Origin of the sequence: Actinopolyspora sabaoui (genome assembly GCF_051225635.1) — a bacterium.
Classification (GTDB): Bacteria; Actinomycetota; Actinomycetes; order Mycobacteriales; family Pseudonocardiaceae; genus Actinopolyspora.
Genome location: NZ_JBMIHH010000009.1, coordinates 1 through 23,062 on the forward strand (window position 1 = coordinate 1; position 23,062 = coordinate 23,062).

Genomic DNA, 23,062 nt, shown 5'->3' on the forward strand with positions numbered 1-23,062 from the left:
GGTCGGTGGCCACAGCGGAGGGGACACGCCCGGCATCCATCCCGAACCCGGCAGCTAAGCCCTCCAGCGCCCCAGGTACTGCACCCCCACGGGTGTGGGAGACACGGACACCGCCGACCCAACCCCCACGATGTGGCCCGGACACCACCACGGTGCCCGGGCCACACGTGCATCCCCACCCGCACCACAGGACCCCACCCCGCCGCGAACCCCGCTTTCACCACTGTTCGCATACCATTAGCGTCTTTCCTCGAGTCGCTTTCGGCCCTGCTGTCGATCGGTGCCGACGTTTCGTGGAATGGCGGAGTTGATGAGTCAGAGCAGTGATGCGGGTGGCCCCTCGGCCACACCGGAAATAGGAGAGACCACCGAAACCACCAGAGTTTCCCGGCGTGCCTGGATCGGCCGTTTTCTCGGACCGCTGCTGGCGATCGCCGTCTACTTCGTACTCCCCGGTGGTGAGAACGGAGTCACCGACGCCGGACGCGGTGTCGCGGCGGTCGGCGTGCTGATGGCGGTCTGGTGGGTCACCGAGGCACTGCCGCTGGCCGCCACCGCGTTGCTGCCGATCGCGCTGTTCCCGCTGCTTGGTGTGGGGGATGTCGAAGCCGCCACCACGCCCTACGCCAACGACATCGTCTTTCTGTTCATGGGTGGGTTCATGCTGGCGTTGGCGATGCAGCGCTGGGGGCTGCATCGCAGGATCGCGCTGCGGACCGTACTGGCGGTCGGAACCCGTCCGGTGCGGGTGGTCGGTGGGTTCATGCTCGCCACCGCCTTTCTGTCCATGTGGGTCAGCAATACGGCCACCACCGTCGTCATGCTGCCGATCGGCATGTCCGTGCTGTCCCTGGTGTTCGAGCATCTTCGTGGCGAGTCCAGCGACGAAACCGTGCGGAGCGCGATGAAGGAGCCCGCGGACGACGGCGCCGGAAGGTTCGCGACCTGCCTGATGCTGGCGATCGCCTACGCGGCCAGCATCGGTTCGTTGGCGACGCTGATCGGTACTCCGCCCAACCTGTTCATGGCCGGTTTTCTGTCCGAGACCTATGAGATCCAGATCGGCTTCGGGCAGTGGATGATCTTCGGGCTGCCGCTGGCGGCGGTGTTGCTGCTCATCAGTTGGCTGTTGCTGACCAGGGTGGTCTATCCGACGACCATCACCGACATTCCGGGTGGCCGTGAGCTGTTCCGGAACGAGCTCGCCAAGCTGGGGCCGATGAACCGGGGCGAGCGGGTAGTGCTCGTCGTGTTCGTGTTGACCGCGCTGCTGTGGATTCTGCGTGAACCGCTGACCAACCTGCTGCCGGGACTCGGCCTCTCCGATGCGGGTATCGCGATATTCGCCTCGCTGGTGCTGTTCGCGATCCCGGTCGACGCGCGGCAGGGTGTGTTCACACTGGACTGGGGCTCCGCGCTGAAGCTGCCGTGGGGTGTGCTGCTGCTGTTCGGTGGTGGACTCTCCCTGGCGGACGCGGTCGGTTCCAGCGGTTTCGACGCCTTCATCGGTAACCGGGTCGGCGCGCTCGGCTGGATCCCCACGATCCTGCTGGTGTTGGTCACGGTGGCCGCGGTGATCTTTTTGACCGAGATGACCAGCAACACCGCTACCGCGGCGACCTTTCTGCCGATCCTGGCCGGGATCGCTCTCGGACTCGACATGGATCCGCTGCTGCTCGTGGTGCCCGCGACGGTGGCGGCGAGCTGTGCGTTCATGCTTCCGGTGGCTACCCCGCCGAACGCCATCGTGTTCGGCTCCGGCTACGTGACCATCCCGCAGATGGTCAAGGCGGGCTGGTGGCTGAACCTCACCGCGATCGTCCTCATCCCGCTCGCGCTCTACGGTCTCGGCGCCTGGGCGTTGGGAATCGCCCTCGGCTGACCCTTACCCGTGGCGGTGGGGACGGTCCGCCGACCCCGCCCCACCGCGCGGCGATTTCGCGAGAAATTGACGCCTTCCCACGCCGAGTCCGACTCCCGGTGTTCCTCCCCGAGGTGATCCGGGTTCGGCCGCGCTCTGCCCGGTCTCAACGCAGGCGTCGTGCCCGCAGCACGGTGTCGTGGGTGTGCGGCGTGCCTTCGGGCGGGGGAGTGGTTCGTGCTCGGGTTTCGTTGACCAGCACGATCCAGTCCTCGTCGAGTAGCTCGGCGACGTCGGCGGGCTGGTAGTAGTCGCCCGGATCGAAGCCGTGCTCGTGGTCCGGCGGCAACTCGGACATATCGTGGCTGCCGTGGAGCAACGTGCCGCCGGGTGCCACGGCGGCCAGCAGCCCGCGCAGCGCTTCGTGGGCGGGTTGCCGCTCGAGCGGGAAGTACTGCACCGACACCAGATCGAACGCGTCAGCCGGGGGTGGTGTGCCGGTCGGATCGCCGTGTTGCCAGGAGATTCGATCGGCGAGGTCCGGGGCCGTGGCCTCGGCGGCGCGTCGCAGTGCGGTGCGCGAGATGTCGATAGCGGTAACTCGCCAGCCGCGCCGGGCCAGCCAGCGCGCGTCGGCGCCCTCGCCGCACCCCACTTCGAGCGCCTGCCCGGGGGCGAGCTCGGCCGCCTCGGTGGCGAGCACTCCGTTCACGTTGCCGCTGAAGAGCTGTTCGGTGCCGCTGTACTTGTCTTCCCAGAACTGTTCGTCCATCGTCGTTGCCTTCGGTCGCGGGAGTCGGTGTTCGGTGGCCGTGCTGCCGGGGTCCGTAGCCCGGTAGCGGTGGTGATCACCGCGTATCCGTGACTCGGTTCCGGACATCCGTGGTCACCTCCGACACCACGCTGCCCTCCTAGACGAAACGACGACAAAATTAGTTGCGGAAATCGCAAAGAGTGCGGGTGGAAAGCGTGCCGGCTGCCGTTCCGGTGATTTCGCGCGAAATCACCGGAACGGCAGTACCGCAGCGGGTCGGATCCCTGTCGTCAGACCCTGCTGCGGTAGGCCCAGAGCGCGAGCGGGAAGAACACCACCACCAGCGCGACCATCCACACCAGCGTGGCCGACAGCGGCCCCGCCACCGGCCCGCCGATCATCAGGCCCCTGGCGGCGTCGGCCAGCTTGCTCACCGGGTTCACGCTCACCCAGGCCTGCAACCACCCCGGCATGGTGTCGGTCGGCGCGAACACGTTGCTGCCCATGGTCAGCGGGAACATGAACGACATCGCCACACCGGGCAGTGCCTGCTGGCTCCGGACCAGCATCCCCAACATCACCGAGATCCAGCACACGCACAGCGCGAAACCGATGACCAGCACGATCGCCGCCGCTGCCGAGACCACGTTGGTCTCGATGCGAAAGCCCATCAGCGTGGCCACGATCAGCAGCACCGCTATGGAGACCACATAGCGAACCACATCGCCCAGTACTGCCCCGATCAGTGGTGCCGACCGCGCCACCGGCAGACTCCGGAACCGGTCGAACACGCCCTTGGTGATGTCGTTGTTGAGCTGCATCCCGGTGCCGAGACTGCCGAAGACCATGTTCATGGCCATCACGCCCGGCAGGGTCCGCTGCAGGTACTCCCCGGTGTCCCCGGCGATGGCTCCACCGAGCAGGTAGACGAACATCGCCAGGAACAGGATCGGCTGCAGCGTGACGTCCAGCAGTCCCTCCGGCGACTTGCGGATCTTGAGGACGCTGCGCCCGGCCAGCGTCAGGCCGTGTCGCATCGTGCGCAGCGGACCGACACGGTGTGGTGTGCCGTGTGGCCGTGGGGCGGTCTGTTCGGCCCGCTCGACGGTCGGCGTGCTCATGCCGCGTCGTCCTCCTCTTCGCCTTCCCGCGCCGAGCCCTCGGCGATGGCCGGTTTCCCGGTGATGGACAGGAACGCCTCGTCCAGGCTGGGCAGTCGCAGCGACAGCTCGTCGGCGGTGATCCCGGCCTCGTCCATTCTGCGTACCAACGCCGACATCAACACCGGATCGTCGGCGGGGGTGGTCAGCAACCCGGTGTCGTGGTTCGTCGTGGGTGCCCGCTCGGTGAGTTCCCGCAGGATGGTCTCGGTGGCGGTGACGTCGTCGGGGTCGCTCAGTCGCACCTGCAGCGTCTGGCTTCCGCTGTGACGTTTCAACTCGTCGGCGCGTCCCTCCGCGACCACCCTGCCGTGGTCGATCACGCTGATCCGGTCGGCCAGCTGGTCGGCCTCCTCCAGGTATTGCGTGGTCAGCAACACCGTCACGCCCTCGGAGGTCAACGCGCCGACCATGTCCCAGACCTGGTTGCGGCTGCGCGGATCCAACCCGGTGGTCGGCTCGTCCAGGTACAGCACTTCCGGGCGCCCAACCAGACTCGCCGCCAGGTCCAGCCGTCTGCGCATCCCGCCCGAGTAGGTTTTGATCGCCCGGTTGGCCGCGTCGGTGAGCCCGAAGCGTTCCAGCAGTTCCTTCGCGCGGGACTTGGCGCCGGAACGCGTCATCTCCAGCAGTCGACCGATCAGCACCAGGTTCTCGGTGCCGGTGAGTTCCTCGTCCACCGAGGCGTACTGTCCGGTCAGCCCGATCTTGCCGCGCACCCCGACCGGGTCCCGCAGCACGTCGTGTCCGGCCACAGTGGCGTGACCACCGTCCGGCTGGAGCAGGGTGGCCAGGATGCGTACGCTGGTCGTCTTGCCCGCGCCGTTCGGCCCCAGTACCCCCAGAATCGAACCCGTCGGGGCGGCCAGATCCACCCCGTCCAGTGCCTTGGTCGTTCCGAAACGCTTGACCAGGCCCTCGGCCTGGACCGCCAGTGTCATGCGACCTCCTCTTCTCGGTACCCCAGCATGAACGGATCCACTGACAAAAGACGCACAATCGTCGCACAGCACCGGTGAGGTGCGACACAGCTTCAGTTACCCTTGGTTGTTTTCCGGTAGGTGTGGCGGTATGGGGCGTGAGTCGGCGGACATGCGACAGGGTGATCTCGTAACGGACGAAGCGATGTCCGAACAGCCGGAGTCGCCGGGCAGGCGGAGAGCTCCCGGTGGCCGTCTCCTCACGCTGCTGTTACTGCTGCTGACGGCGTTCGTCTGCGGTGTGGCCCTGGGGAGGTTCGGGGGGCTGGAACGCGGCCAGATCTCCTCGGCGTTGATCGCGTTGACCCCCTACGTCACCGCGGGCGGAGGGGTGTTGTTGCTGCTCACCCTGACGCTGCGGCGCTGGCTGACCGCGCTGGTGGTAGCCGTGGTGACCGCCGTGCTCGCCGTCAGCGTCGCGCCACGGGTGTTTCCCGACGAACAGGCGGGCAGCGGTGCGCAGGGGCACTCGCTGAACGTGCTCAGCGCCAACGTGTACTTCGGTGAGGCCGATGCCGGTCGGCTGGTGCGGCTGGTGCGGCAGAACGACGTGGACGTGCTGAGTATGCCGGAGCTGAACTCCGGCATGGTGGAGGAGCTGCGCCGGGCCGGGTTGTTCGAGACGCTGCCGCACCGTGTGCTCACGCCGGAGCCCGAGGGTGACGGTTCGGGAATCGTCTCGCGCTACCCGCTGCGTGAGCTCTCGTTGGCTTCGAACACCACCATGCGGCAGCCCTCCGCACTGATCGACCTGCCCGGGCAGCGGGACGTGCAGTACGTCGCGGCGCATCCGGTGGTGCCGGTCGGGGGAGACACCACGAGCGCGTGGAAGCGCGAGATAAGCACGCTGCCCGCGCCGACCACCGGTGAGGACCAGCCGGTCCGAATACTGGCCGGTGATTTCAACGCGACGCTGGATCACACGCCGTTGCGGAAACTGCTGGGGCGGGGGTACTCGGACGTCGCCGAGGTGACCGGCGACGGACTGGCCCCGACCTGGCCCGAGTTGGGACGGCCCTGGGCGCCGCCGGTCACCCTGGACCACGTGCTGGTCAGCGGGGACACCGCCGTGCACGACTACCGCACCTTCGAGGTGGGCGGTACCGATCATCGGGCCGTGTTCGCCCAGCTCACGATTCCTTCGGAGTGAAGGTGTATTCCGGCTTGCCGGGGTGCTCGTTTGGCGGAACCTCGGGCACGGCTCTCGCTGCGGGTGCCCCGACCTCGGGTAGCTGCCTACACAACGTCGGGGCCGTCCTCGCGAGAGCCGCACCCGAGAACCCGCGGCGGCGCCGACTGCGAGGGTGGTCGGAGTGCGGCTAGGCGGTGCTGGTGGCCCGGCGATTTCGTGGGAAATTGACGGTGACGGATCCGCCACGCGCCGCTCAGCCGCCGCGGGTGCCGACCGGTGGTTCCGGCCCGCTCACTGCCCGGGGTGGGACTCCGTGACCAGCTCGAACTCGAGCAGGTTGGCCCCGATGGAGACGGGGTCCTTGCTCTCGGTCTCGTGTGCCTCTTTCGCCGGACCGTCGGCCCAGGCGCGAAACGCCTCCTCGGATTCCCATTTGGTGTAGACGAAGTAGCGGTTGTCGCCCTTTACCGGGCGCAACAGCTCGAATCCCAGGAACCCGGGGGTGCCGTCCACGGCGCCGTGGCGTTGCGCGAAGCGGCGTTCCAGCTCCTCGCCCTTGCCTTCGGGGACCTCGATAGCGTTGATTTTGACTACTGCCATAACTCCACACTACGACTCGTCCGGCGGCTTCCGAAGCGGTGAAACCGCTCGGACGGCAACGTGACGCCGAGAACGATCACCGGTCCGTCGCGTGGTCGTTGTCCTCGTCCTCCTCGGTGACGTTGTCCCGCAGTCGGGTGAGTAGTTCGCGAAGCCGGTCGACCTCCTCGGTGTCCAGGCCGGTGCGCAGGCGCTGATCGAACGCGACCGCCGCGGCGCGCATACCGTGGAAGGCCTCCTCGCCGTGCTCGGTGAGCTCGACCAGGTGAACTCGCCGGTTGTGGGGGTCGCGGCGGCGGGTGAGCAGCCCGTCGGTCTCCATGGCGTCCAAGTGGTGAGTCAGCGTCGCGCCACGGATTCCCACGGCTGCCGCGAGTTCGCGCTGATTGGCCGTGGGGCGGTTCTTCAGTGTCATCAGGATCAGCCAGGAGGGGCGGGATCCCCCAGCGGTGCTCAGCGCTTCGTCGAAGGCCCGGCTGACGGTTCGGGCGATTTCGGCCAGCTGCAAACCGAGCGGTGGTCCGGAGGGCGGTGCGGGCATGGTCACATTCTACCGCACTGTTAGCTGTAGAATCGTTTGAAACCTAATGGTTAGTCGTCTATTTTTGGGCTGTAGGGACTCCGCGGGCTCGGACGTGCCGTCGGCCGGGCAGACGGCTGTGAAGGGGTTGCCATGACTACACCCATTCGTGCCATTACCGCTCGAACCGGCGCTGTTCGTCGGTGGCGACTCGGGGCACGTACCAGGAAGGGCGTCCTCGTGCTGCACATCGTCTCGGCGGGGGCGTGGATCGGCATCGACGTGGTGCTGGCGGTGCTCGTCTTCACCGCGCTGCTCACCGAGGACGCGCGTACCGCCGCCGTGGCCTACCAGGCGCTCGGGCTTTTCGCGATCCGCCCGCTGCTCGTCGCGGGGTTGTTTTGCCTGGTCAGTGGCGTAGTGCTCGGCCTGGGCACGAAGTACGGGCTCGTGCGGTACTGGTGGGTCGCGGTCAAACTGGTCATCAACGTGGTTTTCGTGCTGCTGGTTCCACTGGGGCTGGGGCCGACCGTGACCGCGGCCGTGGAGTACGGGCAGGGGATCACCGCGTCGGAGCAGTTCACGTTCGCGATCAACCAGCTGATCTTCCCGCCCGTCGTGTCCCCGCTGGGATTGTTGGTCGCGTTCCTTTTGGCGGTGTACAAGCCGTGGGGGCGGATTCGCGAGCGCCGCTGAAGCCCTTCTTGGGGCGTCAATTTCTCGCGAAATCGCCAGGCCCCTTCGACGCGGGCCGAGCTCCCACCACCCCCGCGGGCCGAGCTCCCACCACCCCCGCGGGCCGCGCTCCAAGCACCCTCGCAGCAGGACCGACCGTCGGGACACGACCATGTGGGTAAGCAGCGGGGGTGTCCGGTGCGTGAGTCGGATGCATTGCGAGGCCGGGCCGCTCGCCGCGTAGGTCGCTACTCAAGAGCCGGCCCAACGCGGCAAGGCGCCGACTCACGTGCCGGCTAACCGGCCAATTACGGAAGCCCCCTCGCGGCTCTAAAGCTCAACGGCGGGGTGGAGTCGGGCTATGCTCCAGGTCCGTTGTCGCCACACCACCAGCGTGGTCAGCACCAGCGGTATCACCAGGAAGCCGCCGAGCACGATGAGATCGCGAACCAGGTGCTCGTTCAACCCACCCGAGATCGTTATGCGCAGCCCGTCCACCAGGTAGGTCATCGGCAGGTAGGGGTGTACCGCCTGGAAGGGCGTCGGCGTGGTTTCCATCGGATAGAGCCCACCAGAGGCGGTCAGCTGTACTATCAGCAGCACCAGCGAGATCCCGTCCCCGATCGCGCCGAACGCGGTGCGCAGCAGGTGGTCGATCGCCACGAACGCGGCGGTGGCGAGCGCCAGTAGCCCGACCGTCGGCCACAGCCGCACGGGATCCAGCCCGAGGCCGAACCCGACCACGGTCAGCAGCACCCCGGCGCCGAGCATCCCCAGCACGGTGGCGGGCAGCCAACCCGCCAGCGCCACAGTGGCGGCGCGGGTCCTGCCCGCGAGGGCGCGCAGGTTGACGGGCTTGAGTAGCAGGTAGGCGAACAGCCCGAACACCCAGAGGGCGATGGCGAAGAAGAACGGTGCCAGCCCCCGCCCGTAGACGTGGGCGGGGTTGAGGTTGCGCTCGGTGATCCTGGTGGGGGAGCCGAGTACTTCGGCGGCCTGGGCCACCTGCCTGGGATTGGTGGGTGGAATCCGCGACAGGCTGTCGTCGACCAGGGTCGACAGTTTCCGGGCCCCCTCGTTGAGCTGTCCCGCACCCGTTTGCAGTGTCCGACTGCTGGAGGTGAGGTTGTTCAGGCTGCCGCGCAGTGCCTCGGTGCCGCTGGCCAGTTGCGTGGTGCCCGAGGCGAGCTGGTCGGCGGGCTCGGTCACCGCGAGGGTTCGCTGCCGCAGCGTTTCGAGGCTGCCACGCAGTGCCACCGCCTCGGAATTGGCCTCGCGGGCCAGGCTCAGCACTTCGTTGGCACGCTGGTCCGCGTTCTCGGTGGTTCCGGACAGCTGTCGCGCGTCGCGCAGGGCGCGCTGGTAGACCGGGTCGCCGGACAGTGCCGGGTATTCGCTCGCGAGTTCCCGCAGGCTCGCCGCGCTCTGATCGGCGCGGTCGGAGATGAAGGCGGTCGCGGTGGCCAGCGTGGTGAGACCCTGCACCACCGAGCCGCTGGCCTCGGCGGCGCCGTTCACGGCGGTGGGCAGTTGTTCGGCGGTCAGGTTGGTCAGGGCGGTGAGGCGTCGGTCCAGCTGGTCGGCCGCGTCGGAGAGCTCGCCGACGCCCCGCGAGATCTCCCCGGTCGACGAGGCGGCGTCCGAGAGCCCGCTGTGCAGTCCTTCCGCGCCCTGTTCACCGAGTTTGGTGCCCTCGACCAGTTGCCCGGCGGCCTGCGATGCGAGTCGCAGTTTCTCGCGTACCTTGTCCACCTCGTCGTACAGTGCCCGCGCGTAGGCGCTGTGCGCGGCCGCGTTGACCTGGTTCTGCAGCTGGGCCTCGACGGTGTCGGCCATGATTCCCGCGATGTAGCCGTTCGCGTCGTTCTTGGTGATGTGCAGCGAGGCCCGTTGCGGGAAGCTGCGGGTGGCGGTGGCGAGTTTGCCGCTGAAATCCCTGGGGACGGTGATCGTGAAGTAGTAGTCGCCCTCGCGGAGCCCGCGCCGCGCCTCACCGGAGTTCACGAAGTGCCAGTCGAACAGGTCCCGCGCGCGCAGTTGCTCGGTGAACTGCTCGCCCGCGTCGATGAACTGCCCGGAGGCGCGCACCGGTCGGTCGTTGTTGACCACGGCCACCGGGACCCGGTCTAGCCTGCCGTACGGATCCCAGTTGGACCACAGGTACAGCGCGCCGTAGAGCAGCGGCACGAGTATCAGCGCCACCAGCACCAGGGGGCGTAGTTTTCCGCCCCGGAACCTGCGCAGTTCCAGTATCGCGAGTTTGACGGTTTTCATCGCGGATCTCCGTCGTCCTCGGAGTCCGGATCGGTCGGTTCCGCCTCGGTCGATGCCCCGGTCTCCTCGGAATCCCCGTCGGAATCTCCCTCAGAATCCCTCTCGGGACCCCCGTGGGGATCCGGCGTGTCGGGTTCCGGTGGCTCCGTCCGCACGGGCTGTTCGAACAGCGCGAGCTGCGCCGGATCGGACGAGATCACCTCGGTGTCGAACGTGTGCGGTTCGGTGGTCTCGTCCTGCCGGGGCAGGAGCACTGTCGCGGCGTTGAGCTCCACCGTGTTCGGCTCCTGGCCGGGGAGCAGATCCGTTTCCGGTGCGGTTCCTCGGTCGCCGTGGGGCGCGACCCCGTTCGGGCCTGACAGTCTGATCACCGGGCCCGCTTCGAAGCGGGGTGGGTCGGTATTGCTCACCAGCACCGTCGTTCCCGCCTCGGCGATCGCCTCCAGCGCCGCCCACACCCTGGTGCGCGCGGCTCCGGGGAGCCCGAGTTCCACGTCGTCGACCAGCAGCCCGGCGGGCAGCGCCGCCATGCCGAGCGCGACGGCCAGCAGCAGCTGTTCGCCGGGGTGCAGCGAGTCGATCAGGGCTTCGGGTTCGGGGTCTATGCCGACCAGGTCGAACGCGTCCGAAATGTCGTCGTTGTCCACCTTTGTGGTGATGCGGCGTTCACGTACGGCTTCCCGCACGCGCCAGCGTCCCTCCAACTCGAATCCGGGGCGCAGCCGTGCCGGTGCGATCAGGGTGCGTGCTCGCTTCGCGCCCTTCGGCAGCGATCGTCCGTCCACCTCGATCGTGCCCGTGATCGGGCGGAGCCTGCCGGACAGCGTCAGCAGCAGTGCGGTTCTGCCGGTTCCGGACGGTCCCGTCACGGTGGCCAGCTCCCCGGGGCGGATCTCGGCGTCGACATTGCTGAAGACCGGCCCCAGCGGTCCGCGCACACTGATTCCGCGTGCGGTGATGGCCACCCCTTCGGTGCTCATCGACCCCCCTGGTGAACGGATCGGCTGCTGATCCAACGTGGACCCCAGTGCGATCCTCGGCAACTCGAGATCCGCCGGATCACGTCCGCGAACCGGTTGTCGGGAAGGTCGTTCGGTGTCGAGCCCCCCGGGGTGATCATTCCTCGGCGGAGCGGGCCGGCTTTCGGGCGAGCAGGAATGCCTGCCGGGTTTCCTCCGGGAAGTCGCTTTCCTCGTCGGGTTCGCGCAGCAGCCGTGCTCGTGGGACGAGTCCGGCGCGGCTCAGCAGCTCGGCGACGTGTTCCGGTCGTCGCCGGTGGAAATCCAGCGAGACCTCGTGGCCGCCCGCCTCGGTTCGGTGCTTGATCCGGTCGCCGACCTGGAAGGCGAGCTGCAGGTATCCGCCGGGCGCCAGCACTCGGTGGAACTCGGCGAACACCGCAGGCAGGTGCTCGTCCGGAACGTGGATGATGGAGTACCAGGCCACGAGGCCACCGAGCTCGCCGTCGCCGTGGTCCAACGCCCGCATCGATCCCTCGGTGAAGCGCAGTTCCGGGTGGCTCCGCCGTGCCGCGGCGATCATTCCCGGTGACAGGTCCATTCCGGAAACGTCCAGGCCGTGCTCGGCCAGATACGCCGCCACCCGCCCCGGCCCGCATCCCGCGTCCAGCACCGGTCCACCCGGGTTCCGCGCGAGCTCGGCGAAGCCGTCGAGCACCGCGCGGTCCAGCGGTTTGGCGGCCAACTCGCCCCGGATCCACTCGGTGTAGGTATCGGCAGCCGCGTCGTAGGACCAACGGGTGCGATGCACGAAGTCGAGTTCATCCACGAACGGGGATCATAGTGCTCGGCAAATTCGTAGGACGAGCCGAGCGCGGGTTCGACAGTGTTCCGGGGCCGCAAGGAAAAGATCACTCGTGTGGGGTGGGGTTCCGTCGTGGTCCCCGTGTTTTCCGAATCTCGAGTTCATTGGTGGGGTTCTCGTCATGGGGTATCGGTACCGGACCGGTACGAAACCGGTAACCGATCGATCGGAGATGCCTGCACTCAAAGTAACTCAGCACTATGGTCGAGACCGCTCCGGCCAGATTCAGCGTCACCCAAAGCCACAGGGGTACTTCCTCGGAGGAGCCCGTAAAGAGCTCCCGGCCGGTTACCAGCAGCATGAGGGAGGTGGTGCCGAACGGTGCGAGCAGTGGGTGGGTGTCGTTTATCCAGAAGCCGGTGCGTACGCCCCAGTAAACCGTGCAGTAGTCGAAGATCAGAAACCATGCGAAGAAGAAAACGGCCGAAAGTGCTGCGGTGAACAGGAGGAGTATCACCACGGGCAGGAGGAATCCCATTCTATCCGGAAGATTGATGAAGCGGCTGTTCGTCAATTTCGAGACACCCGCGACCCACACGAAGGGCCACGAGAGTAAACCCAGGGCGAGCGCTGTACGTCCCAGTTGAAGCAGTGCGCCGCGCGCGAGAGGGGCACGGTAACCGGGTTTGGTGATGCCGAGCATCACCAGGAACGGCAATGGCAGCGCGGTCAAGGCAAAAAGCGCGGTTTGCAGCGACTTCGTTATGGACTCGAACCAGACGTGGTAAGGTGCCTGGTAACGGTGGGTCACGAACATGATCAATCCCAGGCCGAGCACCGATCGCCAGAAAGCGAGTCGGTCCAGAACTCGATCCCTCCCGAGTGGTCCGACTCGGGGCTTGAACAGGAACTTGGCGGTGAACCACGGTAGCAATGCAGTGGCGACGATACGCCCGCTCGACATGTAATCCGACGCGGATGTTGACTCGTGGCCATGTTTCGGACTCACCGTGGACATGAGGCTCCAATGTGCCGCCGAGGTTTTCTCGATAACCTCTGTCAGGAAATCACGAACGCTGTGGCCGGTGAGCCGTTTTACCTATATTCTACCGCGGAGGTTCGTCCGTTCAGGGGAAATTGGAGTCCAGTTCGGGAGAGGGACGGGAGGTAGGGAAAACTCGCCGCACGGGATTTCTTCTACGGGGCTGTCACACGGCGGGGCGAGGTTCGTCCCCCGGGGCGAGAGGCACTGGTGTCACTCCTCGCCGGGCAGTCCGAACCTGCCGTCCTCGGTCTGTTCCAGCAGCCCGTCCACCAGCAGTGAGTCCAGCGCCCGGTCGCGTTGGGCGGCGTCGTGCCACACCGCGTCCAGTTCGGGGCGCTGCACGGGCCCTTCCGAACGGCGCAGCACGTCCAGCAGCAGCCCGCGCACCTGGCGGTCGGTCCCGGCGAAGCGCTGGACCTTCTTCGGCGGTCCGGCGTAGGCGGGGCGACCGGCGTGTTGCCAGGCGCAGTCCGCGACGATGGGGCAGATCTCGCAGCCGGGCGACTTCACGGTGCACACGGTCTGCCCGAGTTCCATTAGCGCCGCCGACAGCCGGGCGGCGTCGCGGTCGTCCGAGGGAAGCAGCGCGTCGACATCGGCCAGGTCCCGGTTGGGTGAGGGGTTACCGGCGTCGCCCTCCCCGTGCACGGCTCGCGCGACGACCCTGCGCACGTTGGTGTCCACCACCGGAGCCCGCTTGCCGTAGGCGAAGGCTGCCACCGCGCGGGCGGTGTAGGTTCCCACCCCGGGCAGCGCCAGCAGGGTGTCCACATCGGAGGGAACGGTGTCGTCGTGTTCCGAGGCGATGGCGCTCGCCGCTTCGTGCAGCCGCATCGCGCGACGCGGGTACCCGAGTTTACCCCAGGCGCGCAGCACTTCGGCCTGGCTCGTCGCCGCGAGGTCGGAGGGCTTGGGCCAGCGCTCCATCCACTCCCGCCAGATCGGCATGACCCTGGCGACGGGGGTCTGCTGCAGCATGGTCTCGCTGACCAGCACACCCCAGCCGTCGACCTCGGAGCCGCGCCACGGAAGGTCGCGGGCCTCGGCCGCGAACCACTCGATCAGATCCTCGGTGTTGATCGTGGTGGTCCGCCCTGGGGCGGAGGTCTTCGTGACGGATCCGGCCGGGTACGCGTTCTGCTCAGTCATGACCCCTCGATAGTGCCACGCCCCGGATCCTCACCCGCCCACGCCTCGGGAGCGACAGCGCCCCGGCATCGCCGCGCGGCGCCGAATCGCCGGCGGCTATCGCGCGGCAGGGGCGCCGTCAATTTCCCACGAAATCGCGGCGCCGCTCAGACGCGGGCCGAACTCCCGCCACCCTCGTAAGCCGAGCTCCTACCACCCTGGCCATCGGCACCGCCGCGGGTTCTCCCGTGCGGCTCTCGCGAGGACGCCGGAGACGTTGTGTAGGTCGCTACCCGATGTCGCCGGACCCGCAGCGAGAGCCGTGCCGGAGGTTCCGCCAAGTGAGTACCCAGGCAACCCACTCCGGGCCTCTCCCGATTCAGGAGGCGGTGTCGACCTCGTTCAGCTCATCGGTGTCGATGTCGTGCACGAACGCCCGCACACTCGTCGTCTCGGTCAGGAAGGGGCTGTTGAGCACCCGCCGGACGGACTGGCGCAGATCCCGCTCGGTGTCGGTGAAGGTCTCCACCGACCAGCTGGGCCGTTGCCCGGTCTCGTCCTCTAACTCCTGCTTGAAGTCGGCCTCGGCGAACGTTCCCATCCCGCAACGGGTGTGGTGCATCAGCATCACCTCGGTGGTGCCGAGCTTGCGCTGGCTCACCGACAGCGAGCGGAGCACGTCGTCGGTGACGATCCCACCCGCGTTGCGCAGCACGTGTGCCTCGCCGGAGTCCAACCCCAGGGTGCGGACGGGGTCGATCCGGCAATCCATACAGGTGACCACCGCGGTGCGCAGCTCGGGAGCTCCGGGGACTTGGCCGTCCCACTTCTCCTCGTGCTTGCTGTTGCGTCGCAGCAGTTCGTCGGTCGCGGTCATCGGGCAGCTCCTCGAACCGGTAACACCGACCCGGTGGTCGGCTGTGCGGGAAGTTGTCGCCGCGTACACGCACACGGACTCTCGTGGTAGAGCATACCCGCCGAGATCGTCGGTGTCCGCGAACGTCTCGCCCGTATCGGCCGGGACTGTCAGCTCCGCAGTGCCCGCAGCGCGCCCCGCAGATCGCCGACCTCGACGGCCTTGATCCCGGCGGGGGGTTGTCCGCTGTCCGGTGGCACCAGCGCGTACTCGAACCCGAGCCGGGCGGCCTCGGCGAGCCTGCGTCCCACCGCGTTGACCCGGCGCACCTCACCGGCGAGCCCGACCTCGCCCACCGCGATCGTGTTCGCGCGCGGCGGCACGTCCAGTTTCGCGGAGGCCACGGCCAGTGCGATGGCCAGGTCGACCGCGGGTTCGGTGATCTTCATCCCGCCGACCGTGGCGGCGTAGACGTCCTGGTCACCGGTCTTGATGTTGCCGCGCTTGTCGAGCACCGCGAGCATCATCGACAACCGGGCCGAGTCCAGCCCGCTGACCGCCCTGCGCGGCATGTTCATCTGGGTGGGGCTGACCAGTGCCTGCACCTCGGCGAGCAGCGGACGTTTGCCCTCCACGACCACCGTCACGGCGGTGCCCGGCACCAGGTTCTGCCGCCCGTTGACGAACAGTCCGGACGGGTCGGTCACCTCGGCGATACCGTCGTCGCCCTGTTCGAAGCAGCCGACCTCGTCAGCGGGGCCGAACCGGTTCTTGACCCCGCGCAGCATCCGCAGCGTGGAGTGCTCGTCCCCCTCGAACTGCAGCACCACGTCGACCAGGTGCTCCAGCACCCGAGGACCGGCCACCGCACCGTCCTTGGTGACGTGTCCCACGAGGATCACCGGCAGACCGCGTTCCTTGGCCAGCGCCACCAGCGCGGTGGTCACGGCGCGCACCTGGGTGACTCCGCCCGGTGTTCCCTCGGCCTCGCCGGACTGCACCGTCTGGATCGAGTCCACGATCAACAGTCCGGGGCGCAGTTGTTCCACGTGCCCGACGACGGCGGAGAGGTCGCTCTCGGCACCGAGGTAGAGCTCGTCGTGCAGCGAGTCGGTGCGTTCGGCGCGCAGTCTCACCTGCCCCGCGGATTCCTCGCCGGTGACGTACAGCGAGCGACCGCCGGAGCCGCCCGCTGCCCAGCGGTACGCGGCCTCCAGCAGAAGTGTGGACTTTCCCACACCGGGTTCGCCCGCCAGTAGGACGACGGCCCCCGGCACGATGCCGCCGCCGAGTACCCGGTCCAGCTCGGCGATCCCGGTGGGAACCGCACGGGCGGACTCCAGATCCACCTCGGCGATGGGGCGGGCGGGGGAGCCGGGCTCGGAGCTGCCGACTTTGGACAGTGCGGCGGGCTGGGCGGAGGCTTCCTCCAACGTGCCCCAGTTCGCGCAGTCCGGGCACTGGCCGACCCATTTGGTAACCGTGCGGCCACACTCGGTGCACCGATAGCCGTTTCCGGCGCGCGCGTTCTTGGTAGCCACGTGGGCAGACTAACCGGCGGTCACGACACGTTCGGGACGGCCCGTGCGCCGCGCGTCGGGGCGACGAGTTTCACTCGCCGCCGGACTGCCCGGTCTCGGTGTGCTGGCCGGAGCCGCCCGACTCGCCGGAGGAGCCCTCGCCGCTCTGACCGGAGCCGGTGGAGTCACCGCCGGACTGCTCGGAGTCGTTGGATTCACCGGAGCCGCTGGACTCGCCCGACTCGCCGGAGCCGTGGGAGCCATCGGAACCGCTCGACTCGCCGGAGTGACCCGACTCACCGTCGGTGCCCGTTCCACCGCCACCGTGCGGGCTGCCGTACTCCGGACGCTCTTCGGGGCTGGGGCCGATCGGCACCTGCAGGGTCACCGCGCCCGCGTTGGCGAAGGTGAACTCGATCGGAATCGTCACCCCCGGCCGGATGCCCTGCGTCAGCCCTTGGAGGGAGATTCGCACCGTCTCGCGCTGGTCGGCGCCGGTGGCCTCGGCAGCGGTGACCTTCTCGGCGTCCGTGGTGTCCGAGACCGCGTAGAGCCTGGTTTCCGCGGGAATCCGCCGGGTTCCGCTGATCTCGACCGACCGCGCGTAGCTACTGCTGACACCGACCAGCCTGTCCTGCTGTTGACCACCGTTGATCAGAACGGTCTCGATCGGTGCGTTCGACCCCTCCGGGTAGACCGCTTCCCCTTCCGGGTAGCTCAGGGTCGTGTTCCGAACGGCCATGGTCCTCGCGTCGGCGCTCGCACCGTAGATGGCGGCGACCTGCTGTGAGGTCTCGGCCTGCTGGCCGGTGGCGCAGCCGGAGAGCGCGGCGACGGCGCCCAGGCCGACGACCGCGGGTACCAACCGCTGGCGAACTGCCTTGCTGTGCTGTGGGCGGCTCACGGATGCAGCGTCCTTCCTGCTTGCCGGACAACCGGACATGAGCCTAAACCGTGGTCGTCGGCGATGTTGGTCGCACCCCGGCGGATGTGCCGTGCGTCCCGTTCGCGGTGTCCTCCTCGGGCATGGAAACCATGCCTTGTGCACCGGGGAAGCCGGGCCGCATGCACGGGGGGAGTCGGGTTGTCAACCCCCTAATCGTCGTCTGACCTGCAACGAAGACGTCGAGCCCGTCGAAGTGTCGTTGCTGACCATGCTAGGATGGACGCAGCGAAAGGGGCAGAGGACACATGGTTTTCAAGGTCGGAGAGACCGTCGTCTACCCGCGTCACGGCGCTGCGTTGATCGAGGCAGTCGAGACACGTGTAATCAAGGGCGAAGAAAAACAGTACCTCGTACTTCGGGTCGAAAAAGACAACCTCACCGTTCGTCTTCCCGCCGAGAACGCCGAGCACGTCGGGGTGCGAGACGTGGTCGGCCAGGAGGGTCTCGATCACGTTTTCGACGTGCTGCGTTCTGATCATACCGAGGAGCCCACCAACTGGTCGCGTCGGTACAAGGCGAACGTCGAGAAGCTCGCCTCCGGTGACGTGAACAAGGTGGCCGAAGTGGTGCGTGATCTCTGGCGGCGCGAGCAGGATCGCGGGCTGTCCGCGGGCGAGAAGCGGATGCTGATGAAGGCCCGGCAGATCCTGGTCAGCGAGTTGGCGCTGGCGGAGGGCACCGACGAGGGCAAGGCCGAGAGTCTGCTGGACGAAGTCCTGGCGACCACGGTCTGACGACTGTCCGAGCGGTGTGGACACTGTAGCGCTGGTCCCGGCTGCCGGGCGGGGTACCCGTCTCGGTGCCGGTGTTCCCAAAGCACTGGTTCGGGTACTCGGACGGTCCCTGTTGTCGCACGCGGTCCGTGGTTTGTTGGATTCGGGGAGTGTGGGTCACGTCGTAGTGGCCGCCGCACCGGACCAGCTCGACCCGATGGGTCGCGAGGTGCGAGACCTCGGTGAGCGGGTGCATGTCGTTCCCGGGGGTGGTGAGCGCACCGACTCCGTTCGTGCGGCGTTACGTGCCGCGGACCGGTTGGTGCCTTCAGCGGAGATCGTGCTGGTGCACGACGCGGCTCGTGCTTTCACTCCTGTTCGGGTGATCCGCGATGTGGTCGCCGCGGTCGACCGGGGCGCTCGCGCCGTGGTGCCGACGCTGCCCGTGGCGGACACGATCAAGCGGGTCGACGACGAGGGCGTGGTGGCCGAGACCGTGGACCGCTCGCCGCTCCGCACGGTGCAGACCCCGCAGGGATTCGCCGTCGACGTGCTCCGTGAGGCTTACTCGGCGGCCGGGGACGTGGCCACCGACGATGCCGGGCTGGTGGAGCGACTGGGGTATCCGGTTGAAACGGTCGACGGTCACACCCACGCCCTGAAAGTGACCACTTCCTTCGATCTGGCCGTGGCCGAGGCCGTGCTGGCCACCGCGCCCGCCGAACTCCCCGAATCCCGGGTGGACACTCCCGGTGGCTCGGACGACACGGAAAGTGGCACCTCCGAGAGGTGTGGTGACGAGTCGTGACTGCTGAACCGTCCTCGGTCGGGCTACCCCGGATCGGTCAAGGTGTCGACGTTCATCCGGTCGTGGTGGGCAGGGCGTGCTGGATGGCCGGACTCCATTGGCCGGACTGTGACGGCTGCTCCGGACACTCCGACGGTGACGTCGCGAGTCACGCTCTCTGCGACGCGGTGCTCTCGGCAGCGGGGCTGGGGGATCTCGGTTCGGTGTTCGGCACCGCCGACCAGCGGTGGTCCGGGGCACACGGCGTTGATTTCCTGGCGCACGTGCGTGGCCTGCTCGCGAGCGAGGGGCGCAGGCTCGGCAACGCCTCGGTGCAGGTGATCGGCAACGCTCCCCGAATAGGCAAGCGCAGGGCGGAGGCCGGTGCCGTGCTCGGCGAGGCGCTCGGTGGCGAGGTCTCGGTTTCCGGCACCACCACCGACGGGCTCGGACTCACCGGAAGGGGCGAAGGGATCGCCGCCATCGCCACCGCGTTGGTTTATTGAATCGGCGACTCGGCTGGCGTGGCGGTGCTGGTGGCGGAACCTCGCGCACGGCTCTCGCTGCGTTGTTGGTTCGGTCGCTCTGGCGCGGTGGTCGGGTAGCCGGCACGTGAGTCGGCACCTTGCTGTGTTGGGCTGGCTCTTGAGTAGCGATCTACGCGGCGAGCGGCCCGGCCTCGCAATGCATCCGACTCACGCACCGGGGACACCCCCGCTGCTTAATCGCATGGTCGCGTTTCGACAGCGGTCTCGGGGCGTCAATTTCCCACGAAATCGTCGGGCCACCAGCGCCGAGGAATAGCCGCGCTCCGACCACTCCCGCAGTCGCCCCGCCGCGGGTTCTCCGTCGAGTGCCTCGCGAGGACATCCGGCACGTGGCGTAGGTGCCTACTCGATGTGCCGGATCCCGCAGCGAGGTGCCGTCGGAGGTTCCGCCACCGGCACCGCTACGCCGACCGAGCCGCCGACCGTGGAAAAGTGGTGATGTTCACCGCATCGGCGGGACGATGAGGTGGTGTGCACCAGTACCGTGGAGCTGTGACCGTGCGCGCAGTGCTCTTCGACTTTTCCGGCACCCTGTTCCGGCTGGAGCAGGACGAGTCCTGGTTGGCCGGGGTGACCGACGAGGCCGGGAAGCAGTGGGATCTCGAGGCCCAGACCGAACTGATGCGGCGGATGACCGCCCCCACGCAGCAGGTGGTCAAGCTCTCCCAGGAGTACCAGCAGGCATGGGACGAGCGGGATCTCTACCCGGACCAGCACCGCAAGGTCTACCTGGAGGTGCTGCGCAGCTCGGGCCTCACCGATCCGGCGCAGGCCGAGGCGCTCTACTCGCGGCTGATCGACCCTGACTGCTGGACGCCCTACCCCGATACGGCCCCCGTGGTGCGGCGGCTGCACGAGGCGGGCATTCGCAACGCGGTCATCAGCAACATCGCTTTCGACATCCGTCCCGCGCTGGATCGTGTCGGTATTGGCGGGCTTTTCGACTCGGTGCTGATGTCCTACGTCGAAGGTGTGATCAAGCCGGATCCGAAGTTGTTCCTGCGTGCCTGCGAGCGGCTCGGGGTCGAGCCGGAGGAGGCACTGATGATCGGTGACAGTGTCGAGGCCGACGGTGCCGCCACCGAGGTGGGCTGCCGGTTCGCGCACGTCGAACCGGCCCCGACCACCGAGCGGCCGGACGCGCTGCTGCGGGCCGTCGCCGAGCACGGCGTGTCGCTGTAATCCCATCGCTCGCTGTGACCCGACCGGATTTGTGATCCGCACCGGGCTTGCCCGTACCATCACGGTGTGAGCCTGTACCTGCATGACACCGCGAGCCGCACCACACGTGAGTTCCAGCCCCGGCAGGAGGGCTTGGCGACGTTGTACCTGTGTGGGGCCACGGTTCAGGACCTGCCGCACGTCGGTCACGTGCGCAGCGGGCTCAACTTCGACGTGCTGCGGCGCTGGCTGACCCACCTCGGCTACGAGGTGCGGCTGGTGCGCAACGTCACCGACATCGACGACAAGATCCTGGCCAAGGCCGCCGAGGCCGGGCGTCCCTGGTGGGAGTGGGCCGCCACGCACGAGCGCGCGTTCGAGAGCGCCTACGATCGGCTCGGTTGCCTGCCGCCCTCGGCCACCCCCAGGGCGACCGGGCACATCACGCAGATGGTCGAGCTGGTGCAGCGGTTGCTCGACCGGGACCACGCCTACGCCGCCGACGGCGACGTGTACTTCTCGGTGCCTTCCTTCCTGGAGTCCTACGGCAGGCTGTCGGGGCAGCGTCCCGAGGAGATGCAGCAGGCCGAGGAGGCGGTCCCGGCGGGCAAGCGCGACCCGAGGGATTTCACGCTGTGGAAGTCGGCGAAACCGGGTGAGCCGAGTTGGCCCGCCCCGTGGGGGCGGGGTCGGCCGGGTTGGCACCTGGAGTGCTCGGCGATGTCGACCCACTACCTGGGTGAGGAGTTCGACATCCACGGCGGCGGGCTGGACCTGGTGTTCCCGCACCACGAGAACGAACTGGCGCAGTCCAACGCGGCGGGTGACGGGTTCGCCCGCTACTGGCTGCACAACTCCTGGGTGACCGCCAGTGGCGAGAAGATGTCGAAGTCGTTGGGCAACACGCTCGGCATCGCCGCGCTGCTGCAACGGGTCCGCCCCGTTGAGCTGCGGTATTATCTGGTCGTACCGCATTACCGGTCCACGGTGGAGTTCTCCGACGAGGGGCTCGAGGAGGCGGTCGCGACCTTCCGAAGGATCGAGTCGTTCCTGCATCGGGTGGTTCAGCGCACCGGCGAGGTCTCACCTTCCGAGGTGACCGACGAGTTCGCCGCGGCCATGAACGACGACCTGGGGACGCCGCAGGCCATCGCGGCCGTGCACAACGTGGTTCGGGAGGCCAACTCCGCGCTGGACGCCGGTGCGGACGAGGCGGCCCGCGAGGGTGCGGCACGGGTACGTGCGATGCTCGACGTTTTCGGGCTCGATCCGCTGGCGCCGCACTGGGCTGGCCAGGAGGGTGCTTCCGACGAGACGCACCGGGCGCTTTCCGCGCTGGTGGAGGATCTGCTCGAACAGCGTGGTCAGGCACGGGCCGACCGCGATTTCGCCACCGCCGACGCGGTTCGGGATCGGTTGCACGCCTGCGGTATCGCCGTCGAGGACACCCCCGACGGTCCGATGTGGACTTTGAAGGACGGATAGCTCGTGCCGGGAAACGACAAGCGCAGGGGCGCGGTACGCAAGTCGAGCACCAAGAAGGGCATGGTCGTCGGATCCGGTGGCCAGCGCCGCAAGGCTCTCGAGGGTAAGAAACCCACCCCCAAGGCCGAGAACAGGTTCAACCATCCCGCCAAGCGCAAGGCGGACGCGCGCAAGCAGGCGCAGCAGCAGCGGGACAAGCGCCGCAAGGAGTCCGACAGCGCGGGTGAGCTCGTGGCGGGCCGCAATCCCGTGCTGGAGTGCGTCCGCGCCGGGGTGCCCACCACCGCGCTGTACGCGGCGGAGGGCATCGACACCGACGAGCGGGTGACCGAGGCGGTCCGGCTCGCCGCGGACCAGGGAATCTCCGTGGTGGAGGTGCCGCGTGGCGAACTCGACCGGATGACCTCCGGCGCACTGCACCAGGGACTGGCGCTGCGCATCCCGCCCTACGAGTACTCCGAGCCGGAGGACCTGCTCACCGCGGCTCGTAACTCCGGGCTGCCGCCGCTGCTGGTGGCCGTGGACGGGGTGACCGATCCCCGCAACCTCGGCGCGGTGGTGCGTTCGGCGGCGGCGTTCGGCGCGCATGGCGTGCTGCTGCCGCAGCGGCGCAGCGCCGGGATGACCGCGGTGGCGTGGCGTTCCAGCGCGGGCACCGCCGCTCGGATACCGGTGGCGAAGGCCACCAACCTCAATCGCACGCTCAAGAACCTCAAATCCGAGGGGCTGATGGTGGTCGGCCTGGACGCCGATTCCGACGTCACCTCCGACGAGCTGGAGCTGGCCACCGATCCGCTCGTGGTCGTGGTTGGCTCCGAGGGGCGGGGTCTGGCCCGGTTGACCAGGGAGAACTGTGATCAGACCGTGTCGATTCCGATGAGCTCCGGGGTCGAGTCGCTGAACGCCTCGGTCGCGGCCGGGGTGGTGCTCGCCGAGGTCGCGCGCAGGCGCAGGTTGAGCTGAAGCCCCGCTCCGGACGTCGGGCGGCACCCCCGACCGGGGTCCGAACTCGCCGTTTGTTCCACTGTGGATGGTGGATCACAGTGCGGGTGTGGGGCGGTCGGGTTGTGTCGGTCGTCTCACCGTCGAAATCGTCGGTTCCGCGCATGTGGTCGAGACGGCTCGGTTAGAGTCTGACGGACAGCAGGCTGGC

General features: G+C 68.0%; 22 protein-coding genes and 1 rRNA gene. 10 read left to right on the forward strand and 13 right to left on the reverse strand.

Annotated features, from left to right (window positions below; all coding sequences use genetic code 11):
- Window position 1 precedes the first annotated feature (1 nt).
- Together rrf and ACOQFL_RS16905 are read left to right on the forward strand one after the other, a co-directional pair.
- A 5S ribosomal RNA gene (rrf, locus tag ACOQFL_RS16900) occupies window positions 2-119 on the forward strand.
- Between the two features lie 191 nt (window positions 120-310).
- Window positions 311-1,882, forward strand: a complete 1,572-nt coding sequence (locus tag ACOQFL_RS16905; RefSeq protein WP_435545151.1) for an SLC13 family permease — start codon at window positions 311-313, stop codon at window positions 1,880-1,882.
- 145 nt (window positions 1,883-2,027) lie between these two features.
- On the opposite strand, the gene ACOQFL_RS16910 is transcribed toward ACOQFL_RS16905, so the two are convergent.
- The 3 genes from ACOQFL_RS16910 to ACOQFL_RS16920 form a co-directional block, all read right to left on the reverse strand.
- Window positions 2,028-2,633, reverse strand: coding sequence for a class I SAM-dependent methyltransferase (locus ACOQFL_RS16910; protein ID WP_435545359.1), 606 nt, complete (start codon window positions 2,631-2,633; stop codon window positions 2,028-2,030).
- 272 nt (window positions 2,634-2,905) lie between these two features.
- Window positions 2,906-3,736: an ABC transporter permease gene (locus ACOQFL_RS16915; protein WP_435545152.1), complete on the reverse strand. Its 831-nt coding sequence runs from the start codon at window positions 3,734-3,736 to the stop codon at window positions 2,906-2,908.
- Window positions 3,733-4,716 carry an ATP-binding cassette domain-containing protein gene (locus tag ACOQFL_RS16920; protein ID WP_435545153.1) on the reverse strand — a complete coding sequence of 328 codons (984 nt, stop codon included), beginning with the start codon at window positions 4,714-4,716 and terminating at the stop codon, window positions 3,733-3,735. Before ACOQFL_RS16920 ends, ACOQFL_RS16915 begins: the two co-directional genes overlap by 4 nt.
- A 130-nt stretch (window positions 4,717-4,846) precedes the next feature.
- Between ACOQFL_RS16920 and ACOQFL_RS16925 the strand changes: the two genes are divergently transcribed.
- Window positions 4,847-5,905, forward strand: coding sequence for an endonuclease/exonuclease/phosphatase family protein (locus ACOQFL_RS16925; protein WP_435545154.1), 1,059 nt, complete (start codon window positions 4,847-4,849; stop codon window positions 5,903-5,905).
- 273 nt (window positions 5,906-6,178) lie between these two features.
- Here ACOQFL_RS16925 and ACOQFL_RS16930 read toward each other — a convergent pair whose 3' ends face one another.
- On the reverse strand, window positions 6,179-6,487 hold the full coding sequence (locus ACOQFL_RS16930) for an antibiotic biosynthesis monooxygenase family protein (RefSeq protein ID WP_435545155.1): 309 nt from the start codon (window positions 6,485-6,487) through the stop codon (window positions 6,179-6,181).
- A gap of 76 nt (window positions 6,488-6,563) precedes the next feature.
- Window positions 6,564-7,028 (reverse strand): MarR family winged helix-turn-helix transcriptional regulator, encoded by a 465-nt coding sequence (locus tag ACOQFL_RS16935; protein ID WP_435545156.1) that lies wholly within the window; start codon window positions 7,026-7,028, stop codon window positions 6,564-6,566.
- 132 nt (window positions 7,029-7,160) lie between these two features.
- On the opposite strand from ACOQFL_RS16935, the gene ACOQFL_RS16940 reads away from it, so the two are divergent.
- Window positions 7,161-7,703, forward strand: a complete 543-nt coding sequence (locus ACOQFL_RS16940) for a hypothetical protein (RefSeq protein ID WP_435545157.1) — start codon at window positions 7,161-7,163, stop codon at window positions 7,701-7,703.
- Between the two features lie 309 nt (window positions 7,704-8,012).
- Here the strand turns inward: ACOQFL_RS16940 and ACOQFL_RS16945 are convergent, their stop codons facing one another.
- From ACOQFL_RS16945 to ACOQFL_RS16980, 8 genes are all read right to left on the reverse strand, one after another.
- On the reverse strand, window positions 8,013-9,956 hold the full coding sequence (locus ACOQFL_RS16945; protein ID WP_435545158.1) for a YhgE/Pip family protein: 1,944 nt from the start codon (window positions 9,954-9,956) through the stop codon (window positions 8,013-8,015).
- Window positions 9,953-10,936, reverse strand: a complete 984-nt coding sequence (locus tag ACOQFL_RS16950) for an ATP-binding cassette domain-containing protein (protein ID WP_435545159.1) — start codon at window positions 10,934-10,936, stop codon at window positions 9,953-9,955. The genes ACOQFL_RS16945 and ACOQFL_RS16950 overlap by 4 nt, the downstream gene beginning before the upstream one ends.
- A 136-nt stretch (window positions 10,937-11,072) precedes the next feature.
- Window positions 11,073-11,744, reverse strand: a complete 672-nt coding sequence (locus ACOQFL_RS16955; protein ID WP_435545160.1) for a class I SAM-dependent DNA methyltransferase — start codon at window positions 11,742-11,744, stop codon at window positions 11,073-11,075.
- Between the two features lie 82 nt (window positions 11,745-11,826).
- Entirely contained in the window at window positions 11,827-12,738 is a 912-nt protein-coding gene (locus ACOQFL_RS16960; RefSeq protein WP_435545161.1) for a hypothetical protein, read from the reverse strand.
- Between the two features lie 237 nt (window positions 12,739-12,975).
- Window positions 12,976-13,914, reverse strand: a complete 939-nt coding sequence (locus ACOQFL_RS16965; RefSeq protein WP_435545162.1) for an HhH-GPD family protein — start codon at window positions 13,912-13,914, stop codon at window positions 12,976-12,978.
- 358 nt (window positions 13,915-14,272) lie between these two features.
- Window positions 14,273-14,770 (reverse strand): beta-class carbonic anhydrase, encoded by a 498-nt coding sequence (locus ACOQFL_RS16970; RefSeq protein ID WP_435545163.1) that lies wholly within the window; start codon window positions 14,768-14,770, stop codon window positions 14,273-14,275.
- 149 nt (window positions 14,771-14,919) lie between these two features.
- Complete coding sequence (gene radA, locus ACOQFL_RS16975) at window positions 14,920-16,290, reverse strand: DNA repair protein RadA (protein ID WP_435545164.1); 1,371 nt, start codon at window positions 16,288-16,290, stop codon at window positions 14,920-14,922.
- A gap of 70 nt (window positions 16,291-16,360) precedes the next feature.
- Window positions 16,361-17,173, reverse strand: coding sequence for a copper chaperone PCu(A)C domain-containing protein (locus tag ACOQFL_RS16980; RefSeq protein WP_435545165.1), 813 nt, complete (start codon window positions 17,171-17,173; stop codon window positions 16,361-16,363).
- Window positions 17,174-17,460: 287 nt separating this feature from the next.
- On the opposite strand from ACOQFL_RS16980, the gene ACOQFL_RS16985 reads away from it, so the two are divergent.
- The 6 genes from ACOQFL_RS16985 (at window position 17,461) to rlmB (ending at window position 22,872) form a co-directional block, all read left to right on the forward strand.
- A complete protein-coding gene (locus tag ACOQFL_RS16985; protein ID WP_043576289.1) occupies window positions 17,461-17,949 on the forward strand; it encodes a CarD family transcriptional regulator in 489 nt (162 codons plus the stop codon).
- Between the two features lie 16 nt (window positions 17,950-17,965).
- Complete coding sequence (ispD, locus tag ACOQFL_RS16990; protein ID WP_435545166.1) at window positions 17,966-18,736, forward strand: 2-C-methyl-D-erythritol 4-phosphate cytidylyltransferase; 771 nt, start codon at window positions 17,966-17,968, stop codon at window positions 18,734-18,736.
- On the forward strand, window positions 18,733-19,221 hold the full coding sequence (gene ispF / locus ACOQFL_RS16995) for a 2-C-methyl-D-erythritol 2,4-cyclodiphosphate synthase (protein WP_435545167.1): 489 nt from the start codon (window positions 18,733-18,735) through the stop codon (window positions 19,219-19,221). Before ispD ends, ispF begins: the two co-directional genes overlap by 4 nt.
- Window positions 19,222-19,755: 534 nt before the next feature.
- The gene (locus tag ACOQFL_RS17000; protein WP_435545168.1) at window positions 19,756-20,445 is read left to right on the forward strand and encodes an HAD family hydrolase; all 690 of its coding nucleotides are present in this window, start codon (window positions 19,756-19,758) and stop codon (window positions 20,443-20,445) included.
- Window positions 20,446-20,511: 66 nt separating this feature from the next.
- The gene (gene cysS / locus ACOQFL_RS17005; protein ID WP_435545169.1) at window positions 20,512-21,909 is read left to right on the forward strand and encodes a cysteine--tRNA ligase; all 1,398 of its coding nucleotides are present in this window, start codon (window positions 20,512-20,514) and stop codon (window positions 21,907-21,909) included.
- Window positions 21,910-21,912: 3 nt separating this feature from the next.
- A complete protein-coding gene (gene rlmB / locus ACOQFL_RS17010; RefSeq protein WP_435545170.1) occupies window positions 21,913-22,872 on the forward strand; it encodes a 23S rRNA (guanosine(2251)-2'-O)-methyltransferase RlmB in 960 nt (319 codons plus the stop codon).
- Window positions 22,873-23,062: the final 190 nt, after the last annotated feature.

Bases quoted from the DNA above. Each gene is read 5' to 3' on its own strand.
- ACOQFL_RS16905 (WP_435545151.1), top strand. From the start codon at position 311: ATGAGTCAGAGCAGTGATGCGGGTGGCCCCTCGGCCACACCGGAAATA.
- ACOQFL_RS16910 (WP_435545359.1), bottom strand. From the start codon at position 2,633: ATGGACGAACAGTTCTGGGAAGACAAGTACAGCGGCACCGAACAGCTC.
- ACOQFL_RS16915 (WP_435545152.1), bottom strand. From the start codon at position 3,736: ATGAGCACGCCGACCGTCGAGCGGGCCGAACAGACCGCCCCACGGCCA.
- ACOQFL_RS16920 (WP_435545153.1), bottom strand. From the start codon at position 4,716: ATGACACTGGCGGTCCAGGCCGAGGGCCTGGTCAAGCGTTTCGGAACG.
- ACOQFL_RS16925 (WP_435545154.1), top strand. From the start codon at position 4,847: ATGGGGCGTGAGTCGGCGGACATGCGACAGGGTGATCTCGTAACGGAC.
- ACOQFL_RS16930 (WP_435545155.1), bottom strand. From the start codon at position 6,487: ATGGCAGTAGTCAAAATCAACGCTATCGAGGTCCCCGAAGGCAAGGGC.
- ACOQFL_RS16935 (WP_435545156.1), bottom strand. From the start codon at position 7,028: ATGCCCGCACCGCCCTCCGGACCACCGCTCGGTTTGCAGCTGGCCGAA.
- ACOQFL_RS16940 (WP_435545157.1), top strand. From the start codon at position 7,161: ATGACTACACCCATTCGTGCCATTACCGCTCGAACCGGCGCTGTTCGT.
- ACOQFL_RS16945 (WP_435545158.1), bottom strand. From the start codon at position 9,956: ATGAAAACCGTCAAACTCGCGATACTGGAACTGCGCAGGTTCCGGGGC.
- ACOQFL_RS16950 (WP_435545159.1), bottom strand. From the start codon at position 10,936: ATGAGCACCGAAGGGGTGGCCATCACCGCACGCGGAATCAGTGTGCGC.
- ACOQFL_RS16960 (WP_435545161.1), bottom strand. From the start codon at position 12,738: ATGTCCACGGTGAGTCCGAAACATGGCCACGAGTCAACATCCGCGTCG.
- ACOQFL_RS16965 (WP_435545162.1), bottom strand. From the start codon at position 13,914: ATGACTGAGCAGAACGCGTACCCGGCCGGATCCGTCACGAAGACCTCC.
- ACOQFL_RS16970 (WP_435545163.1), bottom strand. From the start codon at position 14,770: ATGACCGCGACCGACGAACTGCTGCGACGCAACAGCAAGCACGAGGAG.
- ACOQFL_RS16985 (WP_043576289.1), top strand. From the start codon at position 17,461: ATGGTTTTCAAGGTCGGAGAGACCGTCGTCTACCCGCGTCACGGCGCT.